This window comes from Oleiagrimonas sp., assembly GCF_027858935.1.
Classification (GTDB): domain Bacteria; phylum Pseudomonadota; class Gammaproteobacteria; order Xanthomonadales; family Rhodanobacteraceae; genus Oleiagrimonas.
This window is the reverse complement of record NZ_JAQIBU010000208.1, coordinates 15,910-39,689: the sequence shown is the minus strand read 5'-3', so window position 1 is coordinate 39,689 and position 23,780 is coordinate 15,910. Positions and strand designations below refer to the sequence as shown.

Genomic DNA, 23,780 nt, shown 5'->3' with positions numbered 1-23,780 from the left:
CGGGGGTGATCCTGCTGTGGCTGTCCGGGTTGCTGGACGCTGCCGACGGCACCCTGGCCCGGATGACGCAGCCCAGCCCGATCGGAGCGATCATGGACATCACCTTTGATCGCGTGGTCGAGCTGTCGGTGATCGTGGCGCTGGCACTGCGCTATCCCGAGGCCCGCCTGTGGCTGGTGATCCTGGCCGGCACCATCGCCGTTGCCATGTCGCTGTTCCTGTCGATCGCCGCGGCGCTGCGCAACAGCTCGGCCAAATCGTTCCATTACGCGCCGGGCCTGGGCGAGCGGACCGAGGCCTTCATCTGCCTGAGCCTGATGATCGTGGGCGCCGCCCACCTGGTGCTGTGGACCGGATTGTTCATCGCGGTGATGGTCTACACCATGGTCCAGCGCCTGCGGCACGCGACCCGTGCGCTGCAGACACAGTGACCCTAGCGGTATTCCGGATTCTCGAAGTCGAAACGCGCACCCGCATCCCAGGCACTGCGCTGGTTGCCGTGCGCCGGGATGCCGCCGGCACGCTTGAGCATGCGCGCCAGGTGCATCAGGTTCCAGGTCATGAACGTGGTGTTGCGGTTGGTGAAGTCGTTTTCCGGGCCGCCTGAATCGGGGTCCAGATAGGACGGCCCGGGGCCGGCCTCGCCCAGCCAGCAGGCATCGGCCTGCGGCGGGATCACGTAGCCCAGATGCTGCAGCGAATACAGGATGTTCATGGCGCAATGTTTGGCCCCATCCTCATTGCCGGTGACCAGGCAACCGCCCACGCGTCCGTAATAGGCATATTGCCCGGCGTCGTTGAGCAGTCCTGAAGCGGCATATAGACGTTCGATCACCCGCGAGCAGACCGAGGACTTGTCGCCCAGCCAGATCGGCGTGCCGAGCACCAGGATGTCGGCGGCCATGACCTTTTCCAGCAGCGGCGGCCAGTCGTCGTGCTTGGCACCATGCTCGGTCATGTCCGGATACACCCCCGGGGCCAGGTCATGATCGACCGGGCGAATGAGCTGGGTTTCCACGCCATGTTTTTGCATGATGTTGCGGGCGATGCCGATCAGGCCTTCGGTGTGCGAAAGTTCGGGGGTCGGCTTCAGGGTGCAGTTGAGAAAGACGGCCTTGAGGTCACTGAAATCGGGATCGATGTTGTTGGCGGGCGTACTCATGCGATATCTCCGGTGGGCCTGGATGTTGCGGCGAAGCTACGGGCGGACGATGCAATGGATGGCGCGATGGCCTGGTGCTGAAATTGGTCCGGCACAAGCACCATCGGCTCCGGATGGGGCCGGCCGCCACCCAGCCACTCGATCAGCCGGTCGACGAAATGATCCAGATGGCGGATCTGCTGGATCCCGTGTTCGACGATCGGGTCCGAGGTCGCGGCGAGCAGGTGTCCGCCATGTTCCCGGGTCACCCAGGTGACGACCTCGCCGTCGCGACTGCGCTGCAGGACGCGGGCCCGATTCGGGATGTCCAGATACACGCCGTGATGGTGCCAGCCGGCCTGGCGCGCGCCGAGTCCGTCAAACAGCGGATGGCTGAAGTCGGTCCAGGCCACCGGTGGATCGTGCGGCCGTTCGGCCCACCAGTAATTGTCCACCGGTCGATCGGCCCAGTTCGCACCGATCCATGCGGAGGCGTCCCCGAACACCGCCACCCGCAGGCCGCGCGCGAGGAACCCCAGAAGGGCCTCGCGCTGCGGTTCGATCAGGTGATGATTGCTCTGGAAGGGAATGATCAGCGCCCGGTAGGGACGCAGGCGCTCGACGCCCAGGTCGTGCACATGCAGCAGGTCCAGGTGGGGCCGGTACTTGGCCGACGTGGCCACGGCATACTGCGACCACACCCCGTTGAAGAGCAGTGCGACGGGGGCGTGCCGGGATTCATGCATGACCTGACTCCAGCTGCCGCGCGGCGACCCGCAGCATGTTCCGGTACAGCGTGCGTGGCCCCTGATCCTCGGCAGCATCGGGGTCCGGATGTACGAGCGGTCCACTGGCCGTGGCCATGATCAGTCCCGGCGTGGAACGGCGGTCGGCCACCAGTACCGCACGCTGCCACGGATCTGCCAGCACCACCTGGTCCGGATACCGGGTCACCAGGCCGCCGCAAGCCCACCATCCACGGATGCCGTGCGATTCGGTGCTCAAGCGCGCGGGGTCCACACCGTGCATCAGGCCCAGGGGGTCGTCGACCACGTGATAGCGCATCTCGCGATTGGGATGCGCGCTGTCATGCACCCAGGTGGTCCCGGGCAGCCAGGGTGTGAAACAGCCACAGAAGTTCATCACCACGCCACCGCGATCCAGCACCACGCGGATGGCATCGCGTGCCTGCAGCAGCGCGACGTGATCGGCACCGTTCGGAACGATCACCAGGTCCTCGTCGAACGTCGGTTGCCAGCCGGGCACGACGCGCTCGAAGCGGTAGTGCACGTCAGGATTCTCGGCGAAGTGGTCGCCAAGCCCGGTGATGCCATTGTCGACCACGGCGGCCTGCAGTTGGGACATGGTTTCAGGACCCCGCGGTGTCGGTGTCGTGGCGCGCGTCGCGGGTGGCGCCCACGGCCAGGTCCTGCCAGAACGTCGCTTCGCGCATGACGCCGGTGGCCGGATCCAGGCAGAACGCCTCCCGGTCGGCATAGGTATGCAGCCGACCGGCACGCATCATGGCCACCTGGTCGCCCATGGTCAGGGTTTCACGAAGATCGTGGGTCACGAACAAGGCCGTGCTGTTCAACCCCGAGGCGATCCGGCGAAACAGCGCCTGCATGGCCCGCCGGGTCGCCGGATCCAGGCTGCTGAATGGCTCATCCAGCAGCAGCAGCGCCGGCTCGATGATCAAGGCACGGCCAAAGGCGGCGCGCTGCCGCTGACCACCGGAAAGCGCGTGTGGCGAGCGCTGCTCGAGACCGTCCAGCTCCAGTTGGACCAGCATGTGGGTGACGCGCGCACGAACCTGCGCCTCGGGCAGATGCTGCATACGCAGGCCAAAGGCCACGTTCTCGAACACGTCCAGGTGGGGGAAAAGCAGCGGCTCCTGGTTCAGGTAGACAATCCCGCGGCGATGCGGGGGCACGTGCTCGACCTGCGCGGCCCCAAGGCGGATACGACCGCTGATCGGCTCGATCAAGCCCGCCAGCGTCTTGAGCAACGTGGTCTTGCCGCAACCGGAGGCTCCAATGATCGCCAGCGTGGTGCCCGGATCGACGCCGAAGCTGATGTCGTCGAGGATGCGCGCGCCGCCCAGTTCGACCGACAGGCCCTCGACGTGCAGCGCACTGTTCACAAGGTCATTCACGGGAAACCTCGAAATGGACGGCCACGGCCGTGGCCGGCAACCGATGATGGACAACAAGGGCCACCAGCGGTGGCAGCAGCAGCAGCAGCGCGCAGGTCGCAGCCAGTCGCAGGTCACCGGAGCCGAAATAGCCATACAGCCGCATGGTCAGCGTCGTGACCTGGCCGCCGCCGATCAAGAGCACCAGCGCATAGTCGAACCACGACACCAGGAAGGTCTGGAAAAAACACACGCCGAGCATCGGTCGCGCCACCGGGAACAGGACGTGCCGCCAGACCTGCCAACGATTGGCATGCAGGGTCCCCGCCAGCGCTGCCAGCGCGTGCACGCGCTCGTTCCAGAAGCCGCTCAGCAGGATCACGGCGTAGGCATAGGCGAAGATGAGTTGTGCGGCGACCACGCCGATGATGTGCCCGGCAAGCCCCAGCTGCATGAAGCCGTACAACAGCGCGACACCGAGCACCACGGGGGACAGCGCGAAGGGGATATGGCTCAGGGCCAGGAGCCGGCCGCGCTGACGATGCCGCGCCACCGCCCGGCTGGTCGGAAAAGCCAGGCCGGTGGCCAGCAGGCCCACGCTGACCGAAATGCCCAGCGAACGCAGCAGCACCGCGCAAAGATCGGCCTGCCCAGCAAGCAGTTCGCGCCATTGGGTCCATTGCCATGCATGCGGCAACAGGACCGGCCAGGACCAGTGCCGACTGACCGACAGCAGCGCCAGCAGCACCACCGGCAGGACCAGCAGCACCGATACAGCCAGCATGAGCGCGCGTCTGGTCATGCGCCGTGGCCTTGCATGCGCCGCGTCCCGCGCCAGCCGAACCAGGCCAGCAGCAGGCTCATCGCGATCAGTGCATACAGCGTGGCAAGCGCGTAGGCCTCCGGTTTGGTGGTGATGTCGAAGTGCGCGAACTGTCTTTCGATCAACACCGAGATCATGCTCGGGGACTGCGCACCGACCAGCAGCGGAATCTCGAACGCACCGACCAGCACCAGGCCGTAGACCGTCAAGGTCGGTTCGGCTGTGCGCAGCAGGGCCGGTATGCGCACGCGGGTCCACACCTGCATGCGGCTGGCACCAAGGGTGTGTGCCACGCGGGCCAGCGCATCCAGCCGCAGGTGACGCTCCAGGCGCCCGAACAGCAGCACCAGGAACGGCGCCACCAGGGCCACATGGGTCACGATGATGCCCAGGCCCGACGCCGTGAACAGCACGTCGGGAAAATCCACCGGACTCTGGATCCAGCCCAGGGCATGCGCCACCCGCGCGAGCCATCCTGCATTGCCGAACATTTCCACGCTGATGATGGCCGCGACCAGGGGCGGCGCCGTGAGCGGCACGAACCACAACGACGACAAGGGGCGGCGCATGGCCCACGGCCCCAGCGCCGCGAGCGCGCCCAAGGCCACCAGGATCGATACCAGCAGACTGACGAGGCCTACCGCAAAGCTGTATCCCAGCGAGGACCAGGTGCGTGCATCGCCCAGCACGCGCAGCCAGTAGGCGTCGGTCCAGCCATGCGAGAGCAGGCCGATGCCGCCCGAGGCATAGGTCGCCATGAATACCAGTCCGGCCACGATCGGAACCACCGTGACCAGCACGAAAACCGCGATCCATGGCTGCCGGCGACGCACGCTAGTCATCCACGATCCTCCTGCGAAAATCATGCGACAGCCTGATCATGACTTCCGGGGCCGGTTCGCGCAGGGCATAGGAACGTATGGAAGCCTTGGTCGGCGAGTGACGGCGTTGTTCGGCCGCGCGGAAACGGCTCTGCCAGGCTGCCGGCAGGCGCGCGATGTCGAGTACGGTTCCATCTCCCCAGACCGAGGGCTTGAGCTTTTCCAGCTGCGCTGCGGGCGAGATCAGGAAGTTGGCGACCACCATCGAGGCCGCCTTGTGTGCGGACCCCGCCGTGATGCCGATGTAATGGCTGTTGCGCAAGGTGCCCGAGTGCAGCACGAAGGCATAAGCGCTGGCCGGAAAAAGGCCGCTGTCGATCTTGTTGTCCACTTCGCCGTCGTTGTAGCTCATGGCAAAGTCGATCTCACCGTTGGCGAACAGCTGGTACATCTGCGCCGTGCTGGTGGGAAATGTCCTGCCGTGTCGCCACAGATCGCTGCGCACGGAGCGGATCCAGTCGAACACGCGATGGCGCAGACGGACATACGTGGCCGCGTTGTATGGGCCGTCCAGCGCCTTGGGCGAGTCGGCGAATGCATACATCAGCGACTTCAGGAAACTCATGCCGGTGAAGCCGGTATCGAACGTGAAGCGCCCCGGATGGGCATGAATCCAGCGGGCCAGCTGCGCCGGATTGCGCGGCGGGACGGGCACGCGCTTGCGGTTGGTGATCAGCAAAAGCTGCACCTTGCCCCACGGACATTCGCGGCCCTCCACGGGCTGCTGGAAGTCGTAGGCGATGAACGGGTCGCTCCAGTCGATCAAGCGGTTGTTCGGCAGCGCCTGCGTGAACGGCCCCCACAGGGCGTGGATCTGCCGCAACTGATAGAACGTCTGCCCATTGATCCAGACCAGGTCGACCGCGCTGTGGGCACGTCCGGCTTCCTTCTCTGTCATCAGCCGGTTGACGATGGCATCGCCCTGCCCGGGCACCAACGCGAGCGTGATGTCGAAATCATGCTTGAGCTTCGGCGCAACGTAGGCGTTCATGTAGGCATTGATCGCCGGATCACCCTGCCACATCTGCATCGTCACCGTCTGGCCGCGCGCACGAGCCACGACCTGCGCCCAGGGCACATGTCGCGGGTCCGGCCCGGCATCGGTCGCGGCTGGATGGCTGCACCCGAACAGCGCGAATACGCTGATGGCCAGCACAGTGGTGATGAATGTTTTCATGCCATCAAAAGCGGTAACGCAAGCTTGCCATCAGATTGATTGGAAGCGTGGGAAAGACATCGGTTGAACCAAAATAGCCGCCATCGAATACCGGCGCCCAGTTTTTCCGGTTGGTCAGGTTGTCCACCGCCAGGCGCATTTCGGTATGGCCGCCGTCGAACTGGTACGACAGCGAGGCGTCAAGACGGTACTGCGCGCGGATCCAGACCGTGCCCAGGTAATCGAGCGGAAAGGCGTTGGTCCAGGTGCCCGAAAAGGTGGCGCCGACCCCGCTGTTCCAGCGGTATCCCGTCAGCAACGACGCCATCAGGCTGGGCAGCCCCTGCACCCGCCGCGTGCTGGGGCCAAAGGCCGCGAAATTGGGTGCGCCCACCCCGGTTCCGGCCACGATGCCGGGGTGGTTGCCGGTAAAGGCGTCGAGCACCTGTCGCGTATCCTGATAGCTGATCGAATGATCATAGCGGGCGTCCAGCACGCTGAAGCCGGCATTGGCAAAAAATCCGTTTTCAGCGTGGTAGAACCATTGCCCGTCCAGACCGCGGCTGCGAATGCCGGTCAGCGAGCCATTGCGGTTGCGCAGGCTGCGGGTCTGTGAAAACAGTGAAACATCGGCATACCAGTTGGCCTGGGTCGGTGCGGCCTTGAATCCGATCTCGGCAAAGCGGCTCCTGCTGGCGAAATCGGCCGGACTAATGCGGTTGCCTGCCCCCAGTGGAGTGCCCCCGCCCAGACTGTTGGAGGTCGCGCCACTCGTGCTGGCGGCCAGATACACCGACGTCGCCGGCGTGGGGTGATAGGTCACGCTGGCATTGAAATCGTTGAGCATGTGGTGGGCGCTGTCGTGCGCCGCAACCTGGCCGGCGGGGGGGATCGGATCGCGCGCGGATACGGCGTACCAGTCGCTCCGCACGCCCAGCAGAATGTCCCAGCGCGCATCCGGATGCAGGTCTTCCTGCACAAACACACCGGTCTGGTAGCTGGTCGAGTCCGTGGTGTCCGAGATCATGTACCCATTGGGCTGGCCCGCGCGGGGGTATTGCGCGCCCGGAGACACGTACACACCGGGACGCAGCATCACCAGTTGCGCCTTCTGTGCGGGCGTCAGGGGAATCCGGCGGTTGCTGAGCGGGCCGGTCAGACCGGTGGGCAGGTCCGCCTCGGTATCAAATTGGCTGAAACCCAGGACATGCACATAGCGGATGTCGATGCCGGCCTGGGTCTGCTGGGTGGCCTGTTTGCCGAGCCATTCCGCGGAAGTCGTGCGACTGAGCGAAGTGCGGCTTTCGGCCGTGTCGTCGCCCTTGATGATTTCGACGAAGCTGTTGTTGGCCACTTCGTTGCGGGTCAGGTGCTGGTAGCCGTTGGTGCTGGTCAGCAGCAGGTTGTCGCCGAGCTGCCGGCGGTAATCGGCATGGGCAATCCATGTCCGGACAGTATCCACGTCGCGCGGATCGGTCAGTACACGGTGGCGCGGTATCTTCACCAAGCCGGTCGGATCGACCAGGGCAAAGGGCCCCGGCACGCTCGATCCATTCGGCTGCACGCCCTGTCCCGTGACATACAGTCCGTGGTCGATCAGGTTCTGGGTGGGGCGGTTGATGCCCGCGATGTCCTTGAAGTCGACGTGGTCGTACTCGAGACTGGCGTCGAACAGGCTCCTGGCATCGGGCTTGAGACGATAGGCCAGGTAGGCATCCTGGCTGCGATAGTGGGCGTAGTCGTAATAGCTGCCGTCATGCTTGACCTTGACACTGACCCGGATGGCTGAGCGTCCCTTCACGATCGGCGTCGAATAATCGAGCTGTGCGTCATGCCGCCGCCAGGTGCCGGACTCGAGCAGCGCACTGCCATGCGCGGCCGCAAGATCAGGCCGCTTGAGATGAAGATTGACGAACCCGCCCACGCGCTGCGAGGTGCCCAGCACCACCGGCGGCGGGCCCTTGATGACATTGATGGTTTCGATGGCGTTGAGCGACAGCGGGATGCCAAAGCCGTTGTTGCCCGAGATCTGGCGCAGGCCGTCCACGTAGATCTCGCCCAGCTGACCGCGTATCGCCGGCAGGCTCGGTGCGCCGAAGTCGGTCGAGGTGTAGGTGTCCGGGGCGATGCGCATGATGTCACGCAGGTTGGTGAAACCGACTGCGCGCATCAAGGCGGGGGTGATCGGCGTCACCGATCGTGGCGTTTCAAGCACGCTTCGGGCGGTCCCGAACGGCCCTGTGACCTGCGCATTGGTAGGCAGCACATCCTGGTCGATGGCTCGCGCGTTGACGCGAATGGCGTTCAGGGCCTGCGCCTTTGCCGGCGCCGGCGACTTGGCCGTCTTGGGGTCCTGACGGGAACCATCGGCGCCGTGCACCGCTGCCGCATGCGTGGCGCTCGCCATGACCGTTGCAGCGGGCACGATGCTCATGGCCAGCGCCAGTGCCAGGCGATGGATGGGAAGATTGAAGTCAGGCATGCAGGTACCGGTCATGGGTGGGTGGGGATGGACGCCATTGCCCACCCTGTCCTACGGCAGGCGGGGGTCGGCAGATGCAGCGGGCCGATGCAGACCCAGCCCTCGACGAGGTGATCGTGCTTCTGGATCCCCATGGCGTCCCCTCAATTGGATGCAGGTCCTTGGTCGTCGGTTGCACGCTTTTGTTACACGCAGCTTCCACCAGCGGCACGCCATGCCCGGACTCGCCTGAACCAAGCATGCCGTGCGATGGACATCCCGGCAGGCTATCGGCGACGCCAGGCGTGGAAGCGTTCCAGCCACGGCAGGACCCGTTCTGGCGCGTGCGCCTTGCGCCAGACGCCCGCGGCGTACTTGTTGGCCTCGGCAAAGGTCGGATAGGTGTGGATGGTCGAAAGGATCTTGCCCAGACCCAGTTTCCAGCGCATGGCGAGCACGAATTCGGCCAGCAGCTCCGCGCCGTGCGCCCCGACGATGGTCACGCCAAGGATCCGGTCCTTGCCCGGAGGCGTCAGGATCTTGATGAACCCGTGTGCGGCCTCATCGGCGATGGCCCGGTCCAGGTCGTCCAGGTCGTAGCGGGTCACCTCGTAGTCCACGCCCTGCGCGCGTGCCTGCTGCTCGTTCAGGCCCACCCGCGCCACTTCCGGATCGATGAACGTGGTCCACGGAATCACCCGGTAATCGGGGCGAAAACGCTTGAAGGAGCCAAACAGGGCGTTGACGGTGGCATACCAGGCCTGATGCGCGGCCACATGGGTAAATTGGTAGGGTCCGGCGGCATCACCCGCAGCCAGGATATTCGGGAACCGGGTCTGCAGATACGCGTCGGTCACGATGCTGCGCTCGGTTTCGATGCCCAGCTCCTCCAGCCCGTAGCCCGCAAGGCGGGCCTTGCGACCCGTGGCGCAAACCAGCAGGTCAAACGGCAGATCCAGCACCTGTTCCCCCTGGTGGACGCGCAGATGGCGCTGGCCGACCGTGTCGCTGTGGCACGCCACGGCCTCGGCCGACGTCAGGACCCGGACGCCATCCGTTTCCAGGAACGCCCGCGCTGCCGCCGACACCTCCTCATCCTCCCGCTGCAAAAGACGAGTGCCGCGTTCGATCTGGGTCACTTCGGACCCCAGACGCGCCAGCGCCTGGGACAGCTCCGAGCCGATCGGACCGCCACCCAGGACGATGATCCTGCGTGGCGGCGTGTCCAGTCCGGCCAGTCGTTCCCAGAGCGTGTCGCTGGTGACATAACCGCTGTCGGCGATACCGGGAATCTCCGGTACGACCGGTTCGGCGCCGGTCGCCAGCACGATGGCACGCGTGGTCAGCCTGCGCGTTTGTCCGTCCTCGAGACGGACCTCCACCGTCCATGGATCGACCACCCGCGCGTGACCCAGCAGGACCTCGGCGCCCATCTGGGTATAGCGTTCCACGCTGTCATGCGGCGCCACCGTCCCGATCACGCGCTGAACGCGAGCCAGGACCTGTGGATAAGCGGCCTGCGGCTCGACGGCGGGCAACCCGTAGCGTTCGGCATGCCGCATCTGGTGCGCCAGCCGGGCACTGCGGATCAGTGCCTTGCTGGGCACACAGCCATAGTTGAGGCAGTCGCCGCCCATCTTGTGCGATTCGATCAGGGTGACTTTGGCCTTGACGGTGCGGGCGATGAAGGTCGACACCAGGCCAGCCGAGCCGGCACCAATGACGATCAGGTTCCGGTCGAAACGTCCTGGACGCCGGTAACCGGCGTAGACGCGCCGCAGTCGCAGGCGCGCGACCAGCCACCGCGCGCCCCAGGGAAACAGCGCGAGCAATGCAAATGAGCCGATCAGCGGCAGCGACAGGATGCCCGAGAGACTATGCAGGTCGCCAAGCGCACGGCCGGCATTTACATACACGAACGTCCCCGCAAGCATGCCGACCTGGCTGACCCAGTAGAAAGTCCATGCACGCAGTGGGGTGAGCCCGAAGGCCAGGTTGACCACAAAGAAGGGCACCACCGGCACCAGTCGAAGCGAGAACAGGTAGAACGCTCCATCCTTGCGCACGCCCTGGTTGATGCGCTCAAGCCGTGCTCCCCAGCGCTTTTGCACCGGTTGGCGCAAGACATAGCGCGCCGTCAGCATGGCCAGCAAGGCCCCGATGCTGGAGGCAAACGAGACCAGCAGCGTGCCTTCCCACAGTCCGAACAGCGCGCCCGCCACCAGCGTCAGCAGGGCGGCACCCGGCAGCGACAGCGCGGCCATCACCACGTAGGCGGCCATGAACACCAGCGCGCTCATGTACGGCGCCTGCGCTTGCAGGGCCCGCCAGTGGGCCAGACCCTGCTGGACGCCGGAAAGGCTGAACAGGTCGCCCAGATGCAGCGCATAGAAGGCGATCACTGCAGCCACCAGCAACGCGAGAACCAGCCAGCGCCTCATGCGGCGCATCCGGTGCAAGATGCGCCGACACGGTCCTCGCGGCCCAGCACGTGCGCTGCAGGTGCTGGGCGGGGTGTTCGGGAACAACGGGGGAGCTGGGACATGGACAGGGCCTGGGCAGGTGGAACACCTTCGTCGCGGCAGTGCCTGGGCAGATTACACTGCGTGCTCGATGGCCGTGGCGACGGCTCAAGGGCGATCGGCATCCTCCGGGTCGTTCCCGTCCGCGCCCTGATCCGTGCCTGCAAAGGTGCGGGCCAAGGTGCGCAGCACGTTCATCTGCGACTCGAACCGGCGACAACTGCGGCACATCATCGTATGCAGGGACAGCCGGGCACGTTCGGTAGCGGTCAGGTCCCGGTCCTGCCCTTCGGAGATCAGTCGCGTGGCTTTACTGCAGCTCATCATGAGCGACGATCCCCGGCAAACCAGTGGTTTTCCAGACATTCGCGCAGGCGCAGTCGCGCGCGATGCAGCGTGACGTTGAGGTTGGTCACGGTGATGGACAATTCGCGGCAGATTTCAGCCGTCTCCAGGCCCACGAACTCGCGCATCATGAAGGCGCGCGCCTGGCGTCCGGGCAAATGCTCGAGACACGATTCGAACGTCTCCCAGAAATGCTGGTCCTGCATCGCCTCGTCGGGTTCACGCCAGTGCTGTGGACGCTGCTCGCGTCGCCATGGCCCCCCTCGCTTGAACAGGCTGTCCATGATTTCATCGTCCGACGCCTGCTCGTCGTCGAGCAGGCGATGCACCGGCACCAGGCGTTGGCGGGCGCGCAGTTGATCGGCGATCTTGTGCTTGAGAATGGCGAACACCCAGGTCTTGAATGCCGCGCGCCGCGCGAAGGACCGGGCATTCTTCATGGCCCCGATCAGTGCCTCCTGCACGGCGTCCTCGGCCAGATCCGCATTCCCCAGTTGCAACGTGGCAAAACGCAGCATCTGCCGCCGGATGTCGACGACGAATGCATCGTTCCGGAAAAGGGCATCAACGGCTTCCGCATTCGCGTGATCAGGCATGACTAGGCGTGATTTCCCGGATGCGCCAGGATGAACAGGCGTCGGCGAGTATGCCACGGCACGTCCGCGGCCGGCGGCGCGCCGGAAATGCCGCGTGACGGATATCCCTGTCCAGGGGCGACCCACCGGGCCTACGCAAGGCGTTGCGCAGGGCGCCCTCATGATGCGCTTTCAGCCCCGGCATCGGGCACCTGGAAGCGCGCCACGAAGCCTCGGTCGATGCGGCGCTTGATGGCGGCCACCCAGGCGCCTTCGGCGCTCAGCGGGCCAAAGGACGCGATCGCATGGTCGCTGCGCGTACGCAGCAGGTACAGCGACCACGCGCGGGGCCGGTAGGGCCGCAAGCGGCCCTCGGTCATGGCGGCGTGGAGGTTGCGGGCAAGCACGGCACCCGCCCGTACCGCGTGCACGCCCGAATGGGCCAGCGACCTGTCGACCCGCGAACAGACATCGCCCACCGCCCATACCTCGGTATGCGAGAGGCTGCGGTGATACGCATCCACCGCCGCATAGCCGCCCTCGCCCAGCGCCAGTTGCGAGCCAGCCAGCCAGTCCGGGGCCACGCCGCCGGTGGCGGCAAGCACAAGATCGGCGGCCAGATGCTTGCCGCTGTCCAACGCAATGCCGCCTGGTGCACCCACGGCATTTTCGTCCAGTTCCTCGATGCCGGCCTGGCGCAACCGGCGTCGCACCCGTTGCAGGACCTTGGGTGCAGATCCGGGTACCGCGCCGTCCAGTCCGCACACCAGCTGGATGCGGGCGGCCGGCCCGAGGCGCTCGCGCGCGGCCAGCGCCAGCTCCACGCCTCCGGCACCACCGCCGACCAGCACCAGGCGTGGAGCCCGGGTTTGCTTGGACAGGGTTTGACAAAAATCCGTCCAGCGGCGGCTGAACGCCCCGAGGGGCTTGATCGGCAACAGGCGATCGCCACTTGCGCGAAGGGCCCCCGCATCGGTGGCCGCGCCGGTATTGAGTGACAACAGGTCGTATCCGACACGCCGGCCATTGGCGAGCCACACGCAGCGCTGATCGGCATCCATGCCGCTCAGCGCCTGACCGGCCCAACGCACGCCGCATGCCTGTGCCAGGGGTCGCAGCGGCACCGTGCATGCATCAAGCTCGTGCTCGCCGGCCATCCAGCCGGGCACCATGCCCGAATAGACCTGCTCCGGATCCGGTGACAGCAACACGATTTCCCATCCAGGAAGCGAGGCCCTGCCGAGGTATTGCATGACCTGCAGATGCGCATGCCCGCCCCCCGCAAGAATCAGGCGCCTCATGCGCGTGGATCGTGGAGCGCAGGCATGCCGCCCCGCAAGGCGGAGGGATTCAGGAGGCGCTCGTCGCTCGGTGATGGGCTGCGCTTCAGGGGTTTGGGTATGGCATGCATGTCCACACGGTCGTGCGAAGAAGGCCGAACCTTACACCGTCCGGCACCGGCCGCTGCAGCGCAACCCGTTTCCCCGGCGCATGGCAAAGCGCGACGCTGCGGTAGCGGCCACGTGCCTGTCCTGCCGCATGGCACAGAACAGGCCAGACCCTTGCGGGTCGGGCCGGCGACCTGCGGGATAAACAGACCCTGAATGATTTTGCCTGCCGACGAATCCATCGACCCGGCCAGCGCCTCCCATGGGCAGGCCAACACTGCGCCTGAACACTGTTTTCCCCAACCACATAGAGAGAGAAATCGTCATGCGTATCCACCGAAACTTCATGCTTGCCGCTCTTGTTGCCACAGCCGCGTTCGCAGGCGTCGCCACGGCGAGCGCACAAGATGCCTCGTCCGCCTTCGTGAAAGTGAGCTCACACGAGGGATTCACCGCCACGGTCAGTCAACTCAAGCAGGCCGTGGCCAGCAATCACCTGATGGTCATGGGCCATATCGACCAGGCCAAGGTGCTCTCGATGACCGGCCTGCACCTGGAAGGCGCGCAAAGCTTTCTGGTCGGAAACCCGAACATGGGCAAAAAGGCCTTTGGCATGAACCCGGCCGCGGGTGCCGTGCTGCCGGCCCGTATCTATGTGTGGTCCGATCACGGCAAGGCGTACATCGGCTATTTCAAGCCTTCTGCGCAGCTGTCCGCAATCTCGCCCGGCTTCGCGATGATGGGCGGCATGCTGGACAAGAAGTTCCACATGCTCACCGAACAGGCCGCCAGGTAAAGGGCTGCGGCGCGGTGGACTCGCTCCTCCGCGCCGCCATCTCGGACAGGAGTACCCCATGTACATGTTCAAACACATCACGCCGGGTGAGGCCGGAAGCACCCTGCTCGCCCTTGCGGCGGCATCGGTCTCGCCGCTTGCGTTCACCTGGTCGGCGACAGGCGCCATCACGATGCATCGGCTGGGAATCATCGCCATCGCACCGGCCGCGTTGCTGTGGCTGGCCATCCTCGCGCTGGCCGCACTGATGGGCTGGAAACGGCTGGCCTGGTCCGGGGGCATCGCGCTTGCCGCCGGCGTCCTTGGCACGATGGCCATGGAGGTGGTCCGGGTGATTGGGTTCCGTGAATTCCAGGCCATGCCGGGATCATTGCCGATGCTGATCGGCGTGCAACTGACCGACCGTTTCATGGATGGCCCGAACCTGATGTCCAATCTCATCGGATGGGCGGATCACGCCTGGAACGGAATCGGCTTCGCGTTCATCTACATCACCTTGTTCGGTCGCATGCGCTGGTGGGTCGGTACCATCTACGCGCTTGGCATTGCCACCATCTTCATGCTGAGTCCGGTCATGGACATCATCGGCGCTGGCACGTTCGGACAGGATTTTGCTCCGGTCCTTTTCCCGGTCACGGTCTACCTCGCGCACATCGCCTACGGGTCCACCGTCGGCTGGGTGGTGCAACGGTCCCCACGCACCCCGAGAGATCTTTTGCACGACATGTTCGGGGCCGAAAACCGCGTTCTCCGCTACCTGTCGATATAACCGGATGACCATGCCGATCCTGCAGCGCGCGCAAGTGAATCCGGGTTGTCGGCCTCAAACCCAAGGCAATGCATGCTTGCGAGGATGAATCGTTTTGCTTGCCAGGCGCCTCTATCAATAAGATGACATGAGGCGAACCTTGTGAACGGAAAACACGTATTCATCAAGCAAGACCTGACCAGAAGGAGCCTGTCTTGATTTCGGATAAAGTTCAATTCAGTGGTGCTGACGGCAGCCTTTTGGCGGCACGGCTGGATCGTCCCCATGGGCAGCTGCGGGCCTGTGCCCTGTTTGCCCACTGCTTCACCTGCGGCAAGGACATCCTTGCGGCCTCGCGCATCAGCAGGGCCTTGACCGAACTCGGCATTGCCGTGCTGCGATTCGATTTCACCGGGATCGGGATGAGCGAAGGCGAGTTTGCGAACACCAACTTCAGCTCGAACGTTGCCGACCTGGTCCAGGCCGCCGATTTCCTGCGCCAGCACGAACAGGCGCCGACGCTCCTGATAGGCCACAGCCTGGGCGGCGCGGCGGTGCTGTCGGCAGCCCGCAGCATTTCCGAGGCACGCGCGGTGGTCACGCTGGCTGCGCCTTCCGATCCAACGCACATCGAGCACCAGTTGCCCGAGGACATCCGTGAGGATACGGATACCGACAGGGTCGACGTTTCGCTGGCGGGACGCTCGTTCACCATCACCCGACAGTTCGTCGAGGATCTGCGTGCCCAGAACCAGCAGGAGCAGGTAAAAAATCTCGACCGTGCGCTGCTGGTCATGCACTCGCCCCAGGACAGCGTGGTGCCCATTGAACACGCACGACGCATTTTCCAGGCTGCGCGCCACCCCAAGAGCTTTGTCTCGCTGGATGGTGCCGATCACCTGCTGACCTCGCGCGCGGACGCCGAGTACGTGGCCCGGGTCATCGCCGCCTGGGCCGACCGCTATCTGCCGCACGCGACCCACGACGACGGGGAGCCCGCCGCAGGTGTTGCGCGCGTGCACACCGTTTCCGGGAGACCATTCACCAATGAAATAACTGTCGGCCCGCATCGATTGGTCGCCGATGAGCCTGAACATGCCGGTGGTGATGATGCAGGCCCGAGCCCCTATGACCTGCTTCTGGCGTCCCTCGGCGCCTGCACTTCAATGACCTTGCGCATGTACGCACGCAGGAAAAAGTGGCCGCTGGATCAGGTCGAGGTCACCCTCGAGCAGCGCGCACTGCATGCCAGGGACTGCGAGGACTGTGTGAGCGAGGATGGTCACGTCCTGGAAATCACGCGCCGGATACGGCTTTCGGGCACGCTGGATGAGGATCAGCGGACACGGCTGATGGAGATCGCCGATCGTTGCCCCATCCATCGCGCGATCACCGGCGAAGTGAAGATTCGTACCACGATGGAGGATGGTCCGTGACCCTTGCCGCCCCCGGATCGGACATTGACGACATCATCGAAGAGGAAACTGACACATGAAAGCGATCTGGAACGGAACGGTACTTGCCGAGAGCGCGGACACCGTAGTGGTCGAAAGCAATCACTACTTTCCCCGTGAGTCGCTGGTCGAGAAGCACTTCCAGGACAACCCGCAGCGCAGCGTGTGTGGCTGGAAAGGCGAAGCCCATTATCTCGACATTATCGTGGGCGACAGCATCAACCGGGCCGCGGCCTGGCAGTATCCCGACCCCAAGCCCAAGGCCGCCGCGATCCGGGGACATGTCGCCTTCTGGAAGGGTGTTCGCGTCACCCCCTGACTGTCCGGCGTCGCCCGCTCGCCATACCCATGCACCCGGCTGAAAGCTCCAGGCTGGCGATGCGCTGGGCCAGCGCCTTGTCCCAATCACTTCGCTTTGTCCAGCAGCGGAAGGACGATCGGTGCACGCCATGGCCTTGGCCGTGAGGCCTGGCCACTCACATCCACATGTAAGAAAGCAGGCCGCGTCGCGACCAACCCATCAAACCTCGTGTCACGAGGTGAGGTGAGGATCCTGGCTTGATCGTGCCCAAGGACGCGATGCACGCCAGGCGCAGGACAACCAGCGAGGGCAATGCAGATGGCACTTGATCACGATTTGGTCCATTCCGCGCGGGACGGTGATCGACGGGCGCTGGAGACGTTGTTGACCGCCTACCGACCGGACATGCGGCGGATAGCAGGTTCACAGTGTGCTTCTGCCAGCGATGCCGAAGATGCCGTACAGGAAAGCCTGTGGCTGGTCTGCCAGCGCATTGGCGCCTTGCGCACCATCGCTGCATTTCCAAGCTGGGTCTTTTCGATCATCAAGCGCGAATGCTTTCGTCTGTACCGCGCAACGCGCGGATGGATCGCACTGCCGGGACCCGACGACGCCATCTTCGCTCAACAAATGCACCCGGACATCCGATCCGACCTGATCGATGCAATTCAATCCCTGCCGGATACCTACCGCGAGGCCATCGTGTTGCGCGATGTTCAGGAGCTTTCCGTCCAGGAAATCGCCCAAAAACTGCAACTGACACGCGCCGCTGTCAAAAGCCGGATTCATCGGGGACGATCGATGGTTCGGGAATATCTGTCCGAATAATCATCCAGACAAGGAGCTTGTGTGCCATGAACAACAACTACATTCGATCGATTCTCGCCGGCTTCATTGCGACAGTGGCCCTGTCCATCCTGATGATCCTCAAGGGGATCATGGGCATGATGCCTCAGCTGAACGTGATCCACATGCTGGCCGGAATGGCGCACAAGCAGATGGGTCTTGCGGCCAGTCCCGTGGTCGGTTGGCTGGGCCATTTCTTCATCGGGACCGTGGTCTGGGGCATTGCGTTTGCCCTGCTGTACCAAGTCCTGCCCGGCAAGACGGCCCTTGCCAAGGGCCTTGCGTTCAGCGTGCTGGCCTGGTTGCTGATGATGCTGTTGCCCATGCCGATGGCCGGCGCTGGCCTGTTCGGCCTGAAACTGGGAATCATGGCCCCCGTGATGACCTTGGTCCTGCACCTGATCTGGGGCGCTGTCCTGGGCCTGAGCTATGCGGCACTCACGCCACGTGAGGGCGCTCGGGGATGAACCCGTCGGTGCATCGACCAAGCGTCGGGCGCCGAAAGGGGGCACTGGCCGACGCCGCCATGCTTTCGGCCAGTGACCAAGGCCTGCGCGTTGAGTGAAGCACCGCTCTGGATGTTACCGGTGACGTGCAATGCTCAGGCATCCTGCAACACCTTGAGAAAATCCTCGCCGTAGCGCTCGAGTTTGCGTTCGCCAATGCCGCTGATGGCGGCCAGGGCCTCACGGTCCTCGGGGCGTTCACGCAGCATGGCGTACAGGGTGGCGTCGTGGAAGATCACATAGGCCGGCACGCCCTGCTCCCGGGCCAGCCGCGCGCGCGCCTCGCGCAAGGCGTTCCACAAAGGCTCCTCGTGCGCGGCAATCTCCAGGCTGCGGCGTTCGCCGCCCGCACCGGAACCACGGCGCGAAGCACGTCGCTGCAAGCGATCAGGCTCGCGCCGCAGATGCAGCGCACGTTCGCCACGCAACACAGGGCGCGCCTCTTCGGTCAGGCGCAGGCTGCCGTAGCCTTCCGTGTCCGGCGCCAGCAGACCCGCGGCCACCAACTGGCGAAATACACCCCGCCACTGCCTGGCATCAAGCTCACCACCGATGCCGAACACGTTCAGGCTGTCGTGCTCGTTCGAGCGCACGCGATCGTTGTCCTTGCCCAGCAGCACGTCGATCAGATAACCGGTGCCATAGCGCTGTCCGGTGCGATACACGCACGACAACGCCATCTGCGCGGCCTCGGTGGCGTCCCAGGTCGGTGGCGGGTCCAGGCAGTTGTCGCAGTTGCCGCAGGGCTCGGCCCGCTCTTCACCGAAATACCCCAGCAGGCGCTGCCGGCGGCAGGCCGTGGTCTCGGCAAAGGCCAGCAGCGCATCGAGTTTGCTGCGTTCCAGGCGTTTGCGCTCCTCGCTGGCCTCGGAGCGCTGGATGAACTGCGCCAGGGTCACCAGGTCATTGAGTCCGTACGCCATCCAGGCCTCGGCGGGCAGGCCATCGCGACCGGCACGGCCGGTCTCCTGGTAGTACCCCTCCAGGCTCTTGGGCAGGTCCAGGTGGGCGACGAAGCGCACATCCGGCTTGTCGATGCCCATGCCGAAGGCGATGGTGGCACAGACCACGATGCCGTCCTCGCGCAGGAACCGCTGCTGGTTGGCGCTGCGCGTGGCCGCCTCCAGGCCAGCGTGGTAAGGCACCGCGCTGACGCCCTGCCCGACCAGCCATTCGGCAGTTTCCTCGACCTTGCGCCGCGACAGGCAATAGACGATGCCCGACTCGCCTTCCCGGCCCTTGAGGAACGCCTTGAGCTGCTGTTTCGGCTGATCCTTGTGCACGATGCTGTAGCGGATGTTGGGCCGGTCGAAACTGGCGATGAACTGCTCGGCATCCTGCAACGCCAGCCGCTCGACGATCTCGCCGCGAGTGGGGGTATCCGCGGTCGCCGTGAGGGCAATGCGCGGCACTTCGGGAAAGCGTTCGTGCAGCACGGTCAGCTGGCGGTATTCGGGGCGAAAATCGTGACCCCACTGGGATACGCAGTGCGCTTCGTCAATGGCAAAAAGCGACAGCTCCACACGCCCCATCAGCTCCAGGAAACGCCCTGTAAGCAAGCGCTCCGGCGCCACGTACAACAACTTGAGTCCACCGCCCAGGAAACGCCGCTCAACCTCGGCCTGGGCGGCTCCTTCCAGGCTGGAGTTGAGAAAGGCAGCACTCACACCGAATTGGTGCAGCGCCTCGACCTGGTCCTGCATCAGCGCGATCAGTGGCGACACCACGATGGCCGTACCCGGGCGCAGCAATGCAGGGATCTGGTAACACAAGGACTTGCCGCCGCCGGTTGGCATCAGGACCATGGCATCCCCGCCGCCGACGACGTGATCAATGACGGACTGCTGGCGACCGCGGAAAGCGGAATAACCGAAGACGTTGCTGAGGATATCGAGCGGAGTGGTCATCGCACGATGCTAGCAAACCGCCCGAAGCCTGCGAATGGCGCATGCCCGCCGCACGTGTAGGTCAAGGGTTCGAGTTTCAGTCGGGCATGCCCCACAACTCGCGGTCGAGGTCGTGGTCCATGCCGAAATCCTGCATCCGGATGCGACCATTGCGCACGTCCACGCCTTCAGCCTTCAAGCGGCGGACCTGCTCACGATAGCCACGGCTGCCGGATGCAAAGGCGATCCTCCCGTCGGCGCACAATACCCGATGCCAGGGCAGCGGCGCGCCCCCGGCGTGTTGTCCCAGCACATGACCCACCATGCGCGCCCGCCCGGGCAATCCCGCGCGGGCGGCAATCTGGCCATAGCTGGCCACGCGCCCGGCGGGGATGGCGGCCACGGCATGGAAGATGTTCAGGTAGGACTCCTTCATCCGCTGCTACGCTATCCACAGTGTACGGGCCAGACTTGGAACCCGAATCATGCAGCATTTCGAAGCCATCCGCTCCCATCTCGCCACAAGCCATGCGCTGCGGCACAACGATCCCTATCTGATCAGTTTCGATGTCGACCTGCCCGACGGACGTTCACAGGGCATGTACCTGGCCGAACTCGAGGACGAGGTCGAGCGCAAGTACCTGCGCATCTCCACCCCGGTCGGCCCGCTGACTGGCGTCGATGCCCGCCGCTGCCTGCGCTTCAACTGGGAGCAGCGCGTCGGCTACCTGGCCGTCAGCGATCTGGACGGCTCGCCCTATCTGCAGCTGTGCGAAAACCGCCCGTACGAGCTGCTGACCGCCGAGGAACTGGAGAGCCTGATCACCGATCTGGCGGGACTCGGCGACCGCCTCGAGCAGCTGATCAACCAGGAAGGGGATGCGTTGTAAGCCTGTTGGCCGTTCTTTTCTGCAGATGAGAACACGGTCATGCGTGGTCGGGAAATCAACGCATGCTGGTGGCAAGGTGTGTCCCGGGTGCGCTTTGCTTATCCGGGCTACGCGGCTACATGTCGCGCGCAAATGGACCCTGCCGGCGGCGTATTCCTGACCGGTTCGAGTCCGCCCCGACACGTATGGGATAATCGACGGTCTGTACATACACGGAGCAGAAGATGTCCCAGCCCACCGCGATCATCACCGGCGCCGGAGGCGCCATCGCCGGCTATATCATCGAGGCCTTCGCCGAGGCTGGCTGGAAGCTCGGCCTGATCGCCTACAGCGAGAATGAGAGCCAGCGCGCGAAGCAGACCTGCGCGGATGCCGCCGTAGCCGTGGCGAACCTGGCCAACGAGGACGCGGCGCGCACGGCTATCGGCGACCTGGAGAAACAACTGGGCCATGCCGATGCCCTGCTCAACATCGCCGGCGGTTTCGACATGAGCAGTGCCACGGACACGTCCATGGCGCAGCTTGAGGCGCAGATGGACATCAACCTGCGTACTGCCTTCAACGCCACCCGCGCCGTCTTGCCGGGCATGCTCGAGAACGGACATGGCCTGATCCTCGGCGTGGGTGCAGCCGCGGCCATTGATGGTGGTGCTTCGATGGGGCCCTACGCCGCCTCCAAGGCGGCGCTCATCACCTGGCTCAAGTCCGTGCATGCCGAAGTGGCACCGCAGGGCGTCGACGTGGCCATCCTGTATCCCATGGCAGCCGTCGACACACCGGGCAACCGCCACGCCATGCCGGATGTCGACCCACAGACCTGGATCGATCCGCGCGAACTGGCCGCTAGCGCCCTGCATCTGGCAACACGTGGCGCACGCGGTCGCATGCTCGAAGCCAAGGTCTATGCCCCCGCGAACTGAAGCCCATGCCCCATCCTTCCGCCCCGGCGTGTGACCACCAAAGACAGGTACACTGCCGTATACGCTCCCAAGGCAACTCCGCTACCGCATGCTGACCGAACTGGGACTGATCCTGTTGCTGGCCATTTTCAACGGCTTCTTTGCCCTTTCCGAAATGGCCATTATCGCCTCGCGCAAGAGCCGCCTGAAGCAGATGGCGAGGCAGAGCGCGCGCGCACGCGTAGCGCTGCAACTGGCCGAACATCCGGACCGCTTCCTGTCCACCGTGCAGGTCGGCATCACCCTGGTGATGTTGATCACCGGTGCTGTGACCGGCGCTTCACTGGGAGCGCGCTTTACCGCGCTGGTGGATGCGATGGATCTGGTCTGGCTGACCCCCTACGCCACGGTCCTGGGATGGCTGGCCGGTTTCCTGGTGGTCACGGTGGCGCAGATCGTGATTGGTGAACTGGTGCCCAAGCGCGTGGCACTGGTCGCACCCGAACGACTGGCAACGGCCATTGCCATCCCGATGCTGGTGCTCTCGCGCCTGAGCTCGCCGTTCGTGTGGACCCTGAACGGCGCCAGCAGCTTGATCCTGAAGTCCCTGCGGCTGAATCGCGCGCGGCAATCGTCGGTCACCGAGGAGGAAATCCGCATGCTGGTGGCTGAAGGCGCCGAACAGGGCGTGCTCGACGCCGACGAGCACAACATGGTCAACCGCGTGTTGCGCCTGGGCGACCGCCCGGTGGACAGCGTGATGACCCCGCGCACGCGTATCGCCTGGCTGGACGCCGCGGCACCGCGCGAGGAGAACCTGGAGGTCCTTCAGCAACATGCCTTTTCACGCTTTCCGGTCTATCGCGGCGACGAGAGCGAGGTCATCGGTGTCGTCGAGGTCAAGCGCATCCTGGACGGCATGCTGCAGGGCCAGACCAACCTTTTCCGCAACATCGTCAAGCCCCTGTACGTGCCGGAGACCGCACGTGCGCTGGATCTGCTCGAGCAGTTCCGCGACGCCGAGACCCAGGTCGCGCTGGTGGTTGACGAGTACGGCGACATCGAGGGCCTGGTCACACTCAACGATCTTCTTTCGGCCGTGGTCGGGCAGAACCAGACAGGCGAGGGTACCGAGCAGTCTCCGATCATGCGCCACCCCGACGGCAGCTGGGTGGTCGAGGGCAGCCTGGCCACCGAGGACCTGCGCGAACTGCTGCACCTGGAACACCTGCCCAACGAGGAGGAACACGACTTCAACACCGTGGCCGGCATGGTCATGGCCGCGTTCGCGCGTATCCCGCAAATCGGTGACGCCTTCAGCTGGCGGGGCTGGCGTTTCGAGGTCGCCAACATCGATGGCGCCCGCATCGACCGCGTACGGGTCAGCACCGACCCGGGCACGACCAGCGAGGCCAAGGCCTGAGCTGCCCATGCGCAGACAACACACGACGCAGATCCTGACCGATACTCTTGCGGCCGGGAACAGCCCCTTTCTGACCCTGGAGACCCTGCTCGTTCCGTTGCAGGGTCGCGCCTTCGGCTGCGTGCTGCTGTTGCTGGCGATTCCGAATTTCATTCCTGCACCGATCGGCATTGGCGGCATCATGGGCAGCATGATCATCGTGCTCGGGCTGCAGATGCTGATCGGCATGCGCTATCCCTGGGTGCCTGCACGGCTGCGCCATCGACCGCTGCGACGCACGTCGGTCCAGCGCTTCCTGGAGCGTACCCTGCCGCTTCTGCGCCGCCTGGAACACCTGTGCCGTCCACGCATGCGCGTGCTCACCCGCGGCTGCGCCAGCCTTTTCACCGGGCTGCTGCTGACCTTGATGGGATTCTTGCTGGCCCTGCCGATTCCGTTCACCAACTATCTGTTCGGCATGTTGATGCTGGCCTATGCGATGGCCCTGATCGAACAGGACGGCGCCCTGCTCCTGGGCCTGTGGCTGGTATCGTTGGCCACCATCGTGCTCACGGTGGTATTGAGCAAGAGCGTACTGAGCGCCTTGATGCAGTTGTTCTGAACCG

General features: G+C 64.8%; 25 protein-coding genes. 11 read left to right on the top strand and 14 right to left on the bottom strand.

Annotation, left to right across the window (positions count from 1 at the left end):
• On the top strand, positions 1 to 431 hold a 431-nt coding region (locus tag PF446_RS07845), incomplete at its 5' end, for a CDP-alcohol phosphatidyltransferase family protein (protein ID WP_298070826.1).
• 2 nt (positions 432 to 433) lie between these two features.
• Here PF446_RS07845 and PF446_RS07840 read toward each other — a convergent pair.
• From PF446_RS07840 to PF446_RS07785, 12 genes are all read right to left on the bottom strand, one after another.
• Positions 434 to 1,162 (bottom strand): flavodoxin family protein, encoded by a 729-nt coding sequence (locus tag PF446_RS07840; protein ID WP_298070824.1) that lies wholly within the window; start codon positions 1,160 to 1,162, stop codon positions 434 to 436.
• Positions 1,159 to 1,887, bottom strand: coding sequence for a hypothetical protein (locus PF446_RS07835; protein WP_298070823.1), 729 nt, complete (start codon positions 1,885 to 1,887; stop codon positions 1,159 to 1,161). The genes PF446_RS07840 and PF446_RS07835 overlap by 4 nt, the downstream gene beginning before the upstream one ends.
• Entirely contained in the window at positions 1,880 to 2,506 is a 627-nt protein-coding gene (locus tag PF446_RS07830) for a hypothetical protein (protein ID WP_298070821.1), read from the bottom strand. The genes PF446_RS07835 and PF446_RS07830 overlap by 8 nt, the downstream gene beginning before the upstream one ends.
• Before the next feature lie 4 nt (positions 2,507 to 2,510).
• On the bottom strand, positions 2,511 to 3,296 hold the full coding sequence (locus PF446_RS07825; RefSeq protein WP_298070819.1) for an ABC transporter ATP-binding protein: 786 nt from the start codon (positions 3,294 to 3,296) through the stop codon (positions 2,511 to 2,513).
• Positions 3,289 to 4,077, bottom strand: coding sequence for an ABC transporter permease subunit (locus PF446_RS07820; RefSeq protein WP_298070818.1), 789 nt, complete (start codon positions 4,075 to 4,077; stop codon positions 3,289 to 3,291). The genes PF446_RS07825 and PF446_RS07820 overlap by 8 nt, the downstream gene beginning before the upstream one ends.
• Entirely contained in the window at positions 4,074 to 4,940 is an 867-nt protein-coding gene (locus tag PF446_RS07815; RefSeq protein WP_298070816.1) for a hypothetical protein, read from the bottom strand. The genes PF446_RS07820 and PF446_RS07815 overlap by 4 nt, the downstream gene beginning before the upstream one ends.
• The gene (locus PF446_RS07810; RefSeq protein ID WP_298070814.1) at positions 4,933 to 6,156 is read right to left on the bottom strand and encodes an ABC transporter substrate-binding protein; all 1,224 of its coding nucleotides are present in this window, start codon (positions 6,154 to 6,156) and stop codon (positions 4,933 to 4,935) included. Before PF446_RS07810 ends, PF446_RS07815 begins: the two co-directional genes overlap by 8 nt.
• A 4-nt stretch (positions 6,157 to 6,160) precedes the next feature.
• Positions 6,161 to 8,617, bottom strand: a complete 2,457-nt coding sequence (locus PF446_RS07805) for a TonB-dependent receptor (RefSeq protein WP_298070813.1) — start codon at positions 8,615 to 8,617, stop codon at positions 6,161 to 6,163.
• Positions 8,618 to 8,883: 266 nt separating this feature from the next.
• The gene (locus tag PF446_RS07800; RefSeq protein WP_298070811.1) at positions 8,884 to 11,037 is read right to left on the bottom strand and encodes a bifunctional TVP38/TMEM64 family protein/FAD-dependent oxidoreductase; all 2,154 of its coding nucleotides are present in this window, start codon (positions 11,035 to 11,037) and stop codon (positions 8,884 to 8,886) included.
• Positions 11,038 to 11,226: 189 nt separating this feature from the next.
• Positions 11,227 to 11,445 carry a zf-HC2 domain-containing protein gene (locus tag PF446_RS07795; RefSeq protein WP_298070809.1) on the bottom strand — a complete coding sequence of 73 codons (219 nt, stop codon included), beginning with the start codon at positions 11,443 to 11,445 and terminating at the stop codon, positions 11,227 to 11,229.
• Positions 11,442 to 12,059, bottom strand: a complete 618-nt coding sequence (locus PF446_RS07790) for an RNA polymerase factor sigma-70 (protein WP_298070808.1) — start codon at positions 12,057 to 12,059, stop codon at positions 11,442 to 11,444. Before PF446_RS07790 ends, PF446_RS07795 begins: the two co-directional genes overlap by 4 nt.
• Before the next feature lie 158 nt (positions 12,060 to 12,217).
• Positions 12,218 to 13,339: an FAD-dependent oxidoreductase gene (locus tag PF446_RS07785; protein ID WP_298070807.1), complete on the bottom strand. Its 1,122-nt coding sequence runs from the start codon at positions 13,337 to 13,339 to the stop codon at positions 12,218 to 12,220.
• 412 nt (positions 13,340 to 13,751) lie between these two features.
• Between PF446_RS07785 and PF446_RS07780 the strand changes: the two genes are divergently transcribed.
• The 6 genes from PF446_RS07780 to PF446_RS07755 all read left to right on the top strand — a co-directional run bounded on the left by PF446_RS07780 (position 13,752) and on the right by PF446_RS07755 (position 18,038).
• Entirely contained in the window at positions 13,752 to 14,222 is a 471-nt protein-coding gene (locus PF446_RS07780; RefSeq protein WP_298070806.1) for a DUF302 domain-containing protein, read from the top strand.
• 58 nt (positions 14,223 to 14,280) lie between these two features.
• Entirely contained in the window at positions 14,281 to 14,991 is a 711-nt protein-coding gene (locus PF446_RS07775) for a hypothetical protein (protein WP_298070805.1), read from the top strand.
• 194 nt (positions 14,992 to 15,185) lie between these two features.
• On the top strand, positions 15,186 to 16,406 hold the full coding sequence (locus PF446_RS07770; protein WP_298070804.1) for a bifunctional alpha/beta hydrolase/OsmC family protein: 1,221 nt from the start codon (positions 15,186 to 15,188) through the stop codon (positions 16,404 to 16,406).
• Between the two features lie 55 nt (positions 16,407 to 16,461).
• Positions 16,462 to 16,743, top strand: coding sequence for a DUF427 domain-containing protein (locus tag PF446_RS07765; RefSeq protein ID WP_298070803.1), 282 nt, complete (start codon positions 16,462 to 16,464; stop codon positions 16,741 to 16,743).
• A 300-nt stretch (positions 16,744 to 17,043) separates the two neighbouring features.
• Positions 17,044 to 17,553, top strand: coding sequence for a sigma-70 family RNA polymerase sigma factor (locus PF446_RS07760; RefSeq protein ID WP_298070802.1), 510 nt, complete (start codon positions 17,044 to 17,046; stop codon positions 17,551 to 17,553).
• Positions 17,554 to 17,579: 26 nt separating this feature from the next.
• Positions 17,580 to 18,038 (top strand): DUF6789 family protein, encoded by a 459-nt coding sequence (locus tag PF446_RS07755; protein ID WP_298070801.1) that lies wholly within the window; start codon positions 17,580 to 17,582, stop codon positions 18,036 to 18,038.
• A 134-nt stretch (positions 18,039 to 18,172) separates the two neighbouring features.
• Here the strand turns inward: PF446_RS07755 and recQ are convergent, their stop codons facing one another.
• Positions 18,173 to 19,984 (bottom strand): DNA helicase RecQ, encoded by a 1,812-nt coding sequence (recQ, locus tag PF446_RS07750; RefSeq protein WP_298070800.1) that lies wholly within the window; start codon positions 19,982 to 19,984, stop codon positions 18,173 to 18,175.
• A 76-nt stretch (positions 19,985 to 20,060) separates the two neighbouring features.
• Positions 20,061 to 20,399: an MGMT family protein gene (locus PF446_RS07745; protein ID WP_298070799.1), complete on the bottom strand. Its 339-nt coding sequence runs from the start codon at positions 20,397 to 20,399 to the stop codon at positions 20,061 to 20,063.
• Positions 20,400 to 20,448: 49 nt separating this feature from the next.
• Here PF446_RS07745 and PF446_RS07740 point away from each other — a divergent pair, with 49 nt between their 5' ends.
• The 4 genes from PF446_RS07740 to PF446_RS07725 all read left to right on the top strand — a co-directional run bounded on the left by PF446_RS07740 (position 20,449) and on the right by PF446_RS07725 (position 23,776).
• The gene (locus PF446_RS07740; RefSeq protein WP_298070798.1) at positions 20,449 to 20,853 is read left to right on the top strand and encodes a hypothetical protein; all 405 of its coding nucleotides are present in this window, start codon (positions 20,449 to 20,451) and stop codon (positions 20,851 to 20,853) included.
• 224 nt (positions 20,854 to 21,077) lie between these two features.
• Entirely contained in the window at positions 21,078 to 21,773 is a 696-nt protein-coding gene (locus PF446_RS07735; protein WP_298070797.1) for an SDR family oxidoreductase, read from the top strand.
• Positions 21,774 to 21,861: 88 nt separating this feature from the next.
• On the top strand, positions 21,862 to 23,175 hold the full coding sequence (locus PF446_RS07730; RefSeq protein ID WP_298070796.1) for a hemolysin family protein: 1,314 nt from the start codon (positions 21,862 to 21,864) through the stop codon (positions 23,173 to 23,175).
• 7 nt (positions 23,176 to 23,182) lie between these two features.
• Positions 23,183 to 23,776 (top strand): exopolysaccharide biosynthesis protein, encoded by a 594-nt coding sequence (locus tag PF446_RS07725; protein WP_298070795.1) that lies wholly within the window; start codon positions 23,183 to 23,185, stop codon positions 23,774 to 23,776.
• The last annotated feature ends 4 nt before the right edge of the window (positions 23,777 to 23,780 follow it).

Coding starts and splice junctions, on each gene's coding strand:
- PF446_RS07840 (WP_298070824.1), bottom strand. CDS start 1,162: ATGAGTACGCCCGCCAACAACATCGATCCCGATTTCAGTGACCTCAAG.
- PF446_RS07835 (WP_298070823.1), bottom strand. CDS start 1,887: ATGCATGAATCCCGGCACGCCCCCGTCGCACTGCTCTTCAACGGGGTG.
- PF446_RS07830 (WP_298070821.1), bottom strand. CDS start 2,506: ATGTCCCAACTGCAGGCCGCCGTGGTCGACAATGGCATCACCGGGCTT.
- PF446_RS07820 (WP_298070818.1), bottom strand. CDS start 4,077: ATGACCAGACGCGCGCTCATGCTGGCTGTATCGGTGCTGCTGGTCCTG.
- PF446_RS07815 (WP_298070816.1), bottom strand. CDS start 4,940: ATGACTAGCGTGCGTCGCCGGCAGCCATGGATCGCGGTTTTCGTGCTG.
- PF446_RS07810 (WP_298070814.1), bottom strand. CDS start 6,156: ATGAAAACATTCATCACCACTGTGCTGGCCATCAGCGTATTCGCGCTG.
- PF446_RS07805 (WP_298070813.1), bottom strand. CDS start 8,617: ATGCCTGACTTCAATCTTCCCATCCATCGCCTGGCACTGGCGCTGGCC.
- PF446_RS07800 (WP_298070811.1), bottom strand. CDS start 11,037: ATGAGGCGCTGGCTGGTTCTCGCGTTGCTGGTGGCTGCAGTGATCGCC.
- PF446_RS07795 (WP_298070809.1), bottom strand. CDS start 11,445: ATGATGAGCTGCAGTAAAGCCACGCGACTGATCTCCGAAGGGCAGGAC.
- PF446_RS07790 (WP_298070808.1), bottom strand. CDS start 12,059: ATGCCTGATCACGCGAATGCGGAAGCCGTTGATGCCCTTTTCCGGAAC.
- PF446_RS07785 (WP_298070807.1), bottom strand. CDS start 13,339: ATGAGGCGCCTGATTCTTGCGGGGGGCGGGCATGCGCATCTGCAGGTC.
- PF446_RS07780 (WP_298070806.1), top strand. CDS start 13,752: ATGCGTATCCACCGAAACTTCATGCTTGCCGCTCTTGTTGCCACAGCC.
- PF446_RS07775 (WP_298070805.1), top strand. CDS start 14,281: ATGTACATGTTCAAACACATCACGCCGGGTGAGGCCGGAAGCACCCTG.
- PF446_RS07765 (WP_298070803.1), top strand. CDS start 16,462: ATGAAAGCGATCTGGAACGGAACGGTACTTGCCGAGAGCGCGGACACC.
- PF446_RS07760 (WP_298070802.1), top strand. CDS start 17,044: ATGGCACTTGATCACGATTTGGTCCATTCCGCGCGGGACGGTGATCGA.
- PF446_RS07755 (WP_298070801.1), top strand. CDS start 17,580: ATGAACAACAACTACATTCGATCGATTCTCGCCGGCTTCATTGCGACA.
- recQ (WP_298070800.1), bottom strand. CDS start 19,984: ATGACCACTCCGCTCGATATCCTCAGCAACGTCTTCGGTTATTCCGCT.
- PF446_RS07745 (WP_298070799.1), bottom strand. CDS start 20,399: ATGAAGGAGTCCTACCTGAACATCTTCCATGCCGTGGCCGCCATCCCC.
- PF446_RS07740 (WP_298070798.1), top strand. CDS start 20,449: ATGCAGCATTTCGAAGCCATCCGCTCCCATCTCGCCACAAGCCATGCG.
- PF446_RS07735 (WP_298070797.1), top strand. CDS start 21,078: ATGTCCCAGCCCACCGCGATCATCACCGGCGCCGGAGGCGCCATCGCC.
- PF446_RS07730 (WP_298070796.1), top strand. CDS start 21,862: ATGCTGACCGAACTGGGACTGATCCTGTTGCTGGCCATTTTCAACGGC.
- PF446_RS07725 (WP_298070795.1), top strand. CDS start 23,183: ATGCGCAGACAACACACGACGCAGATCCTGACCGATACTCTTGCGGCC.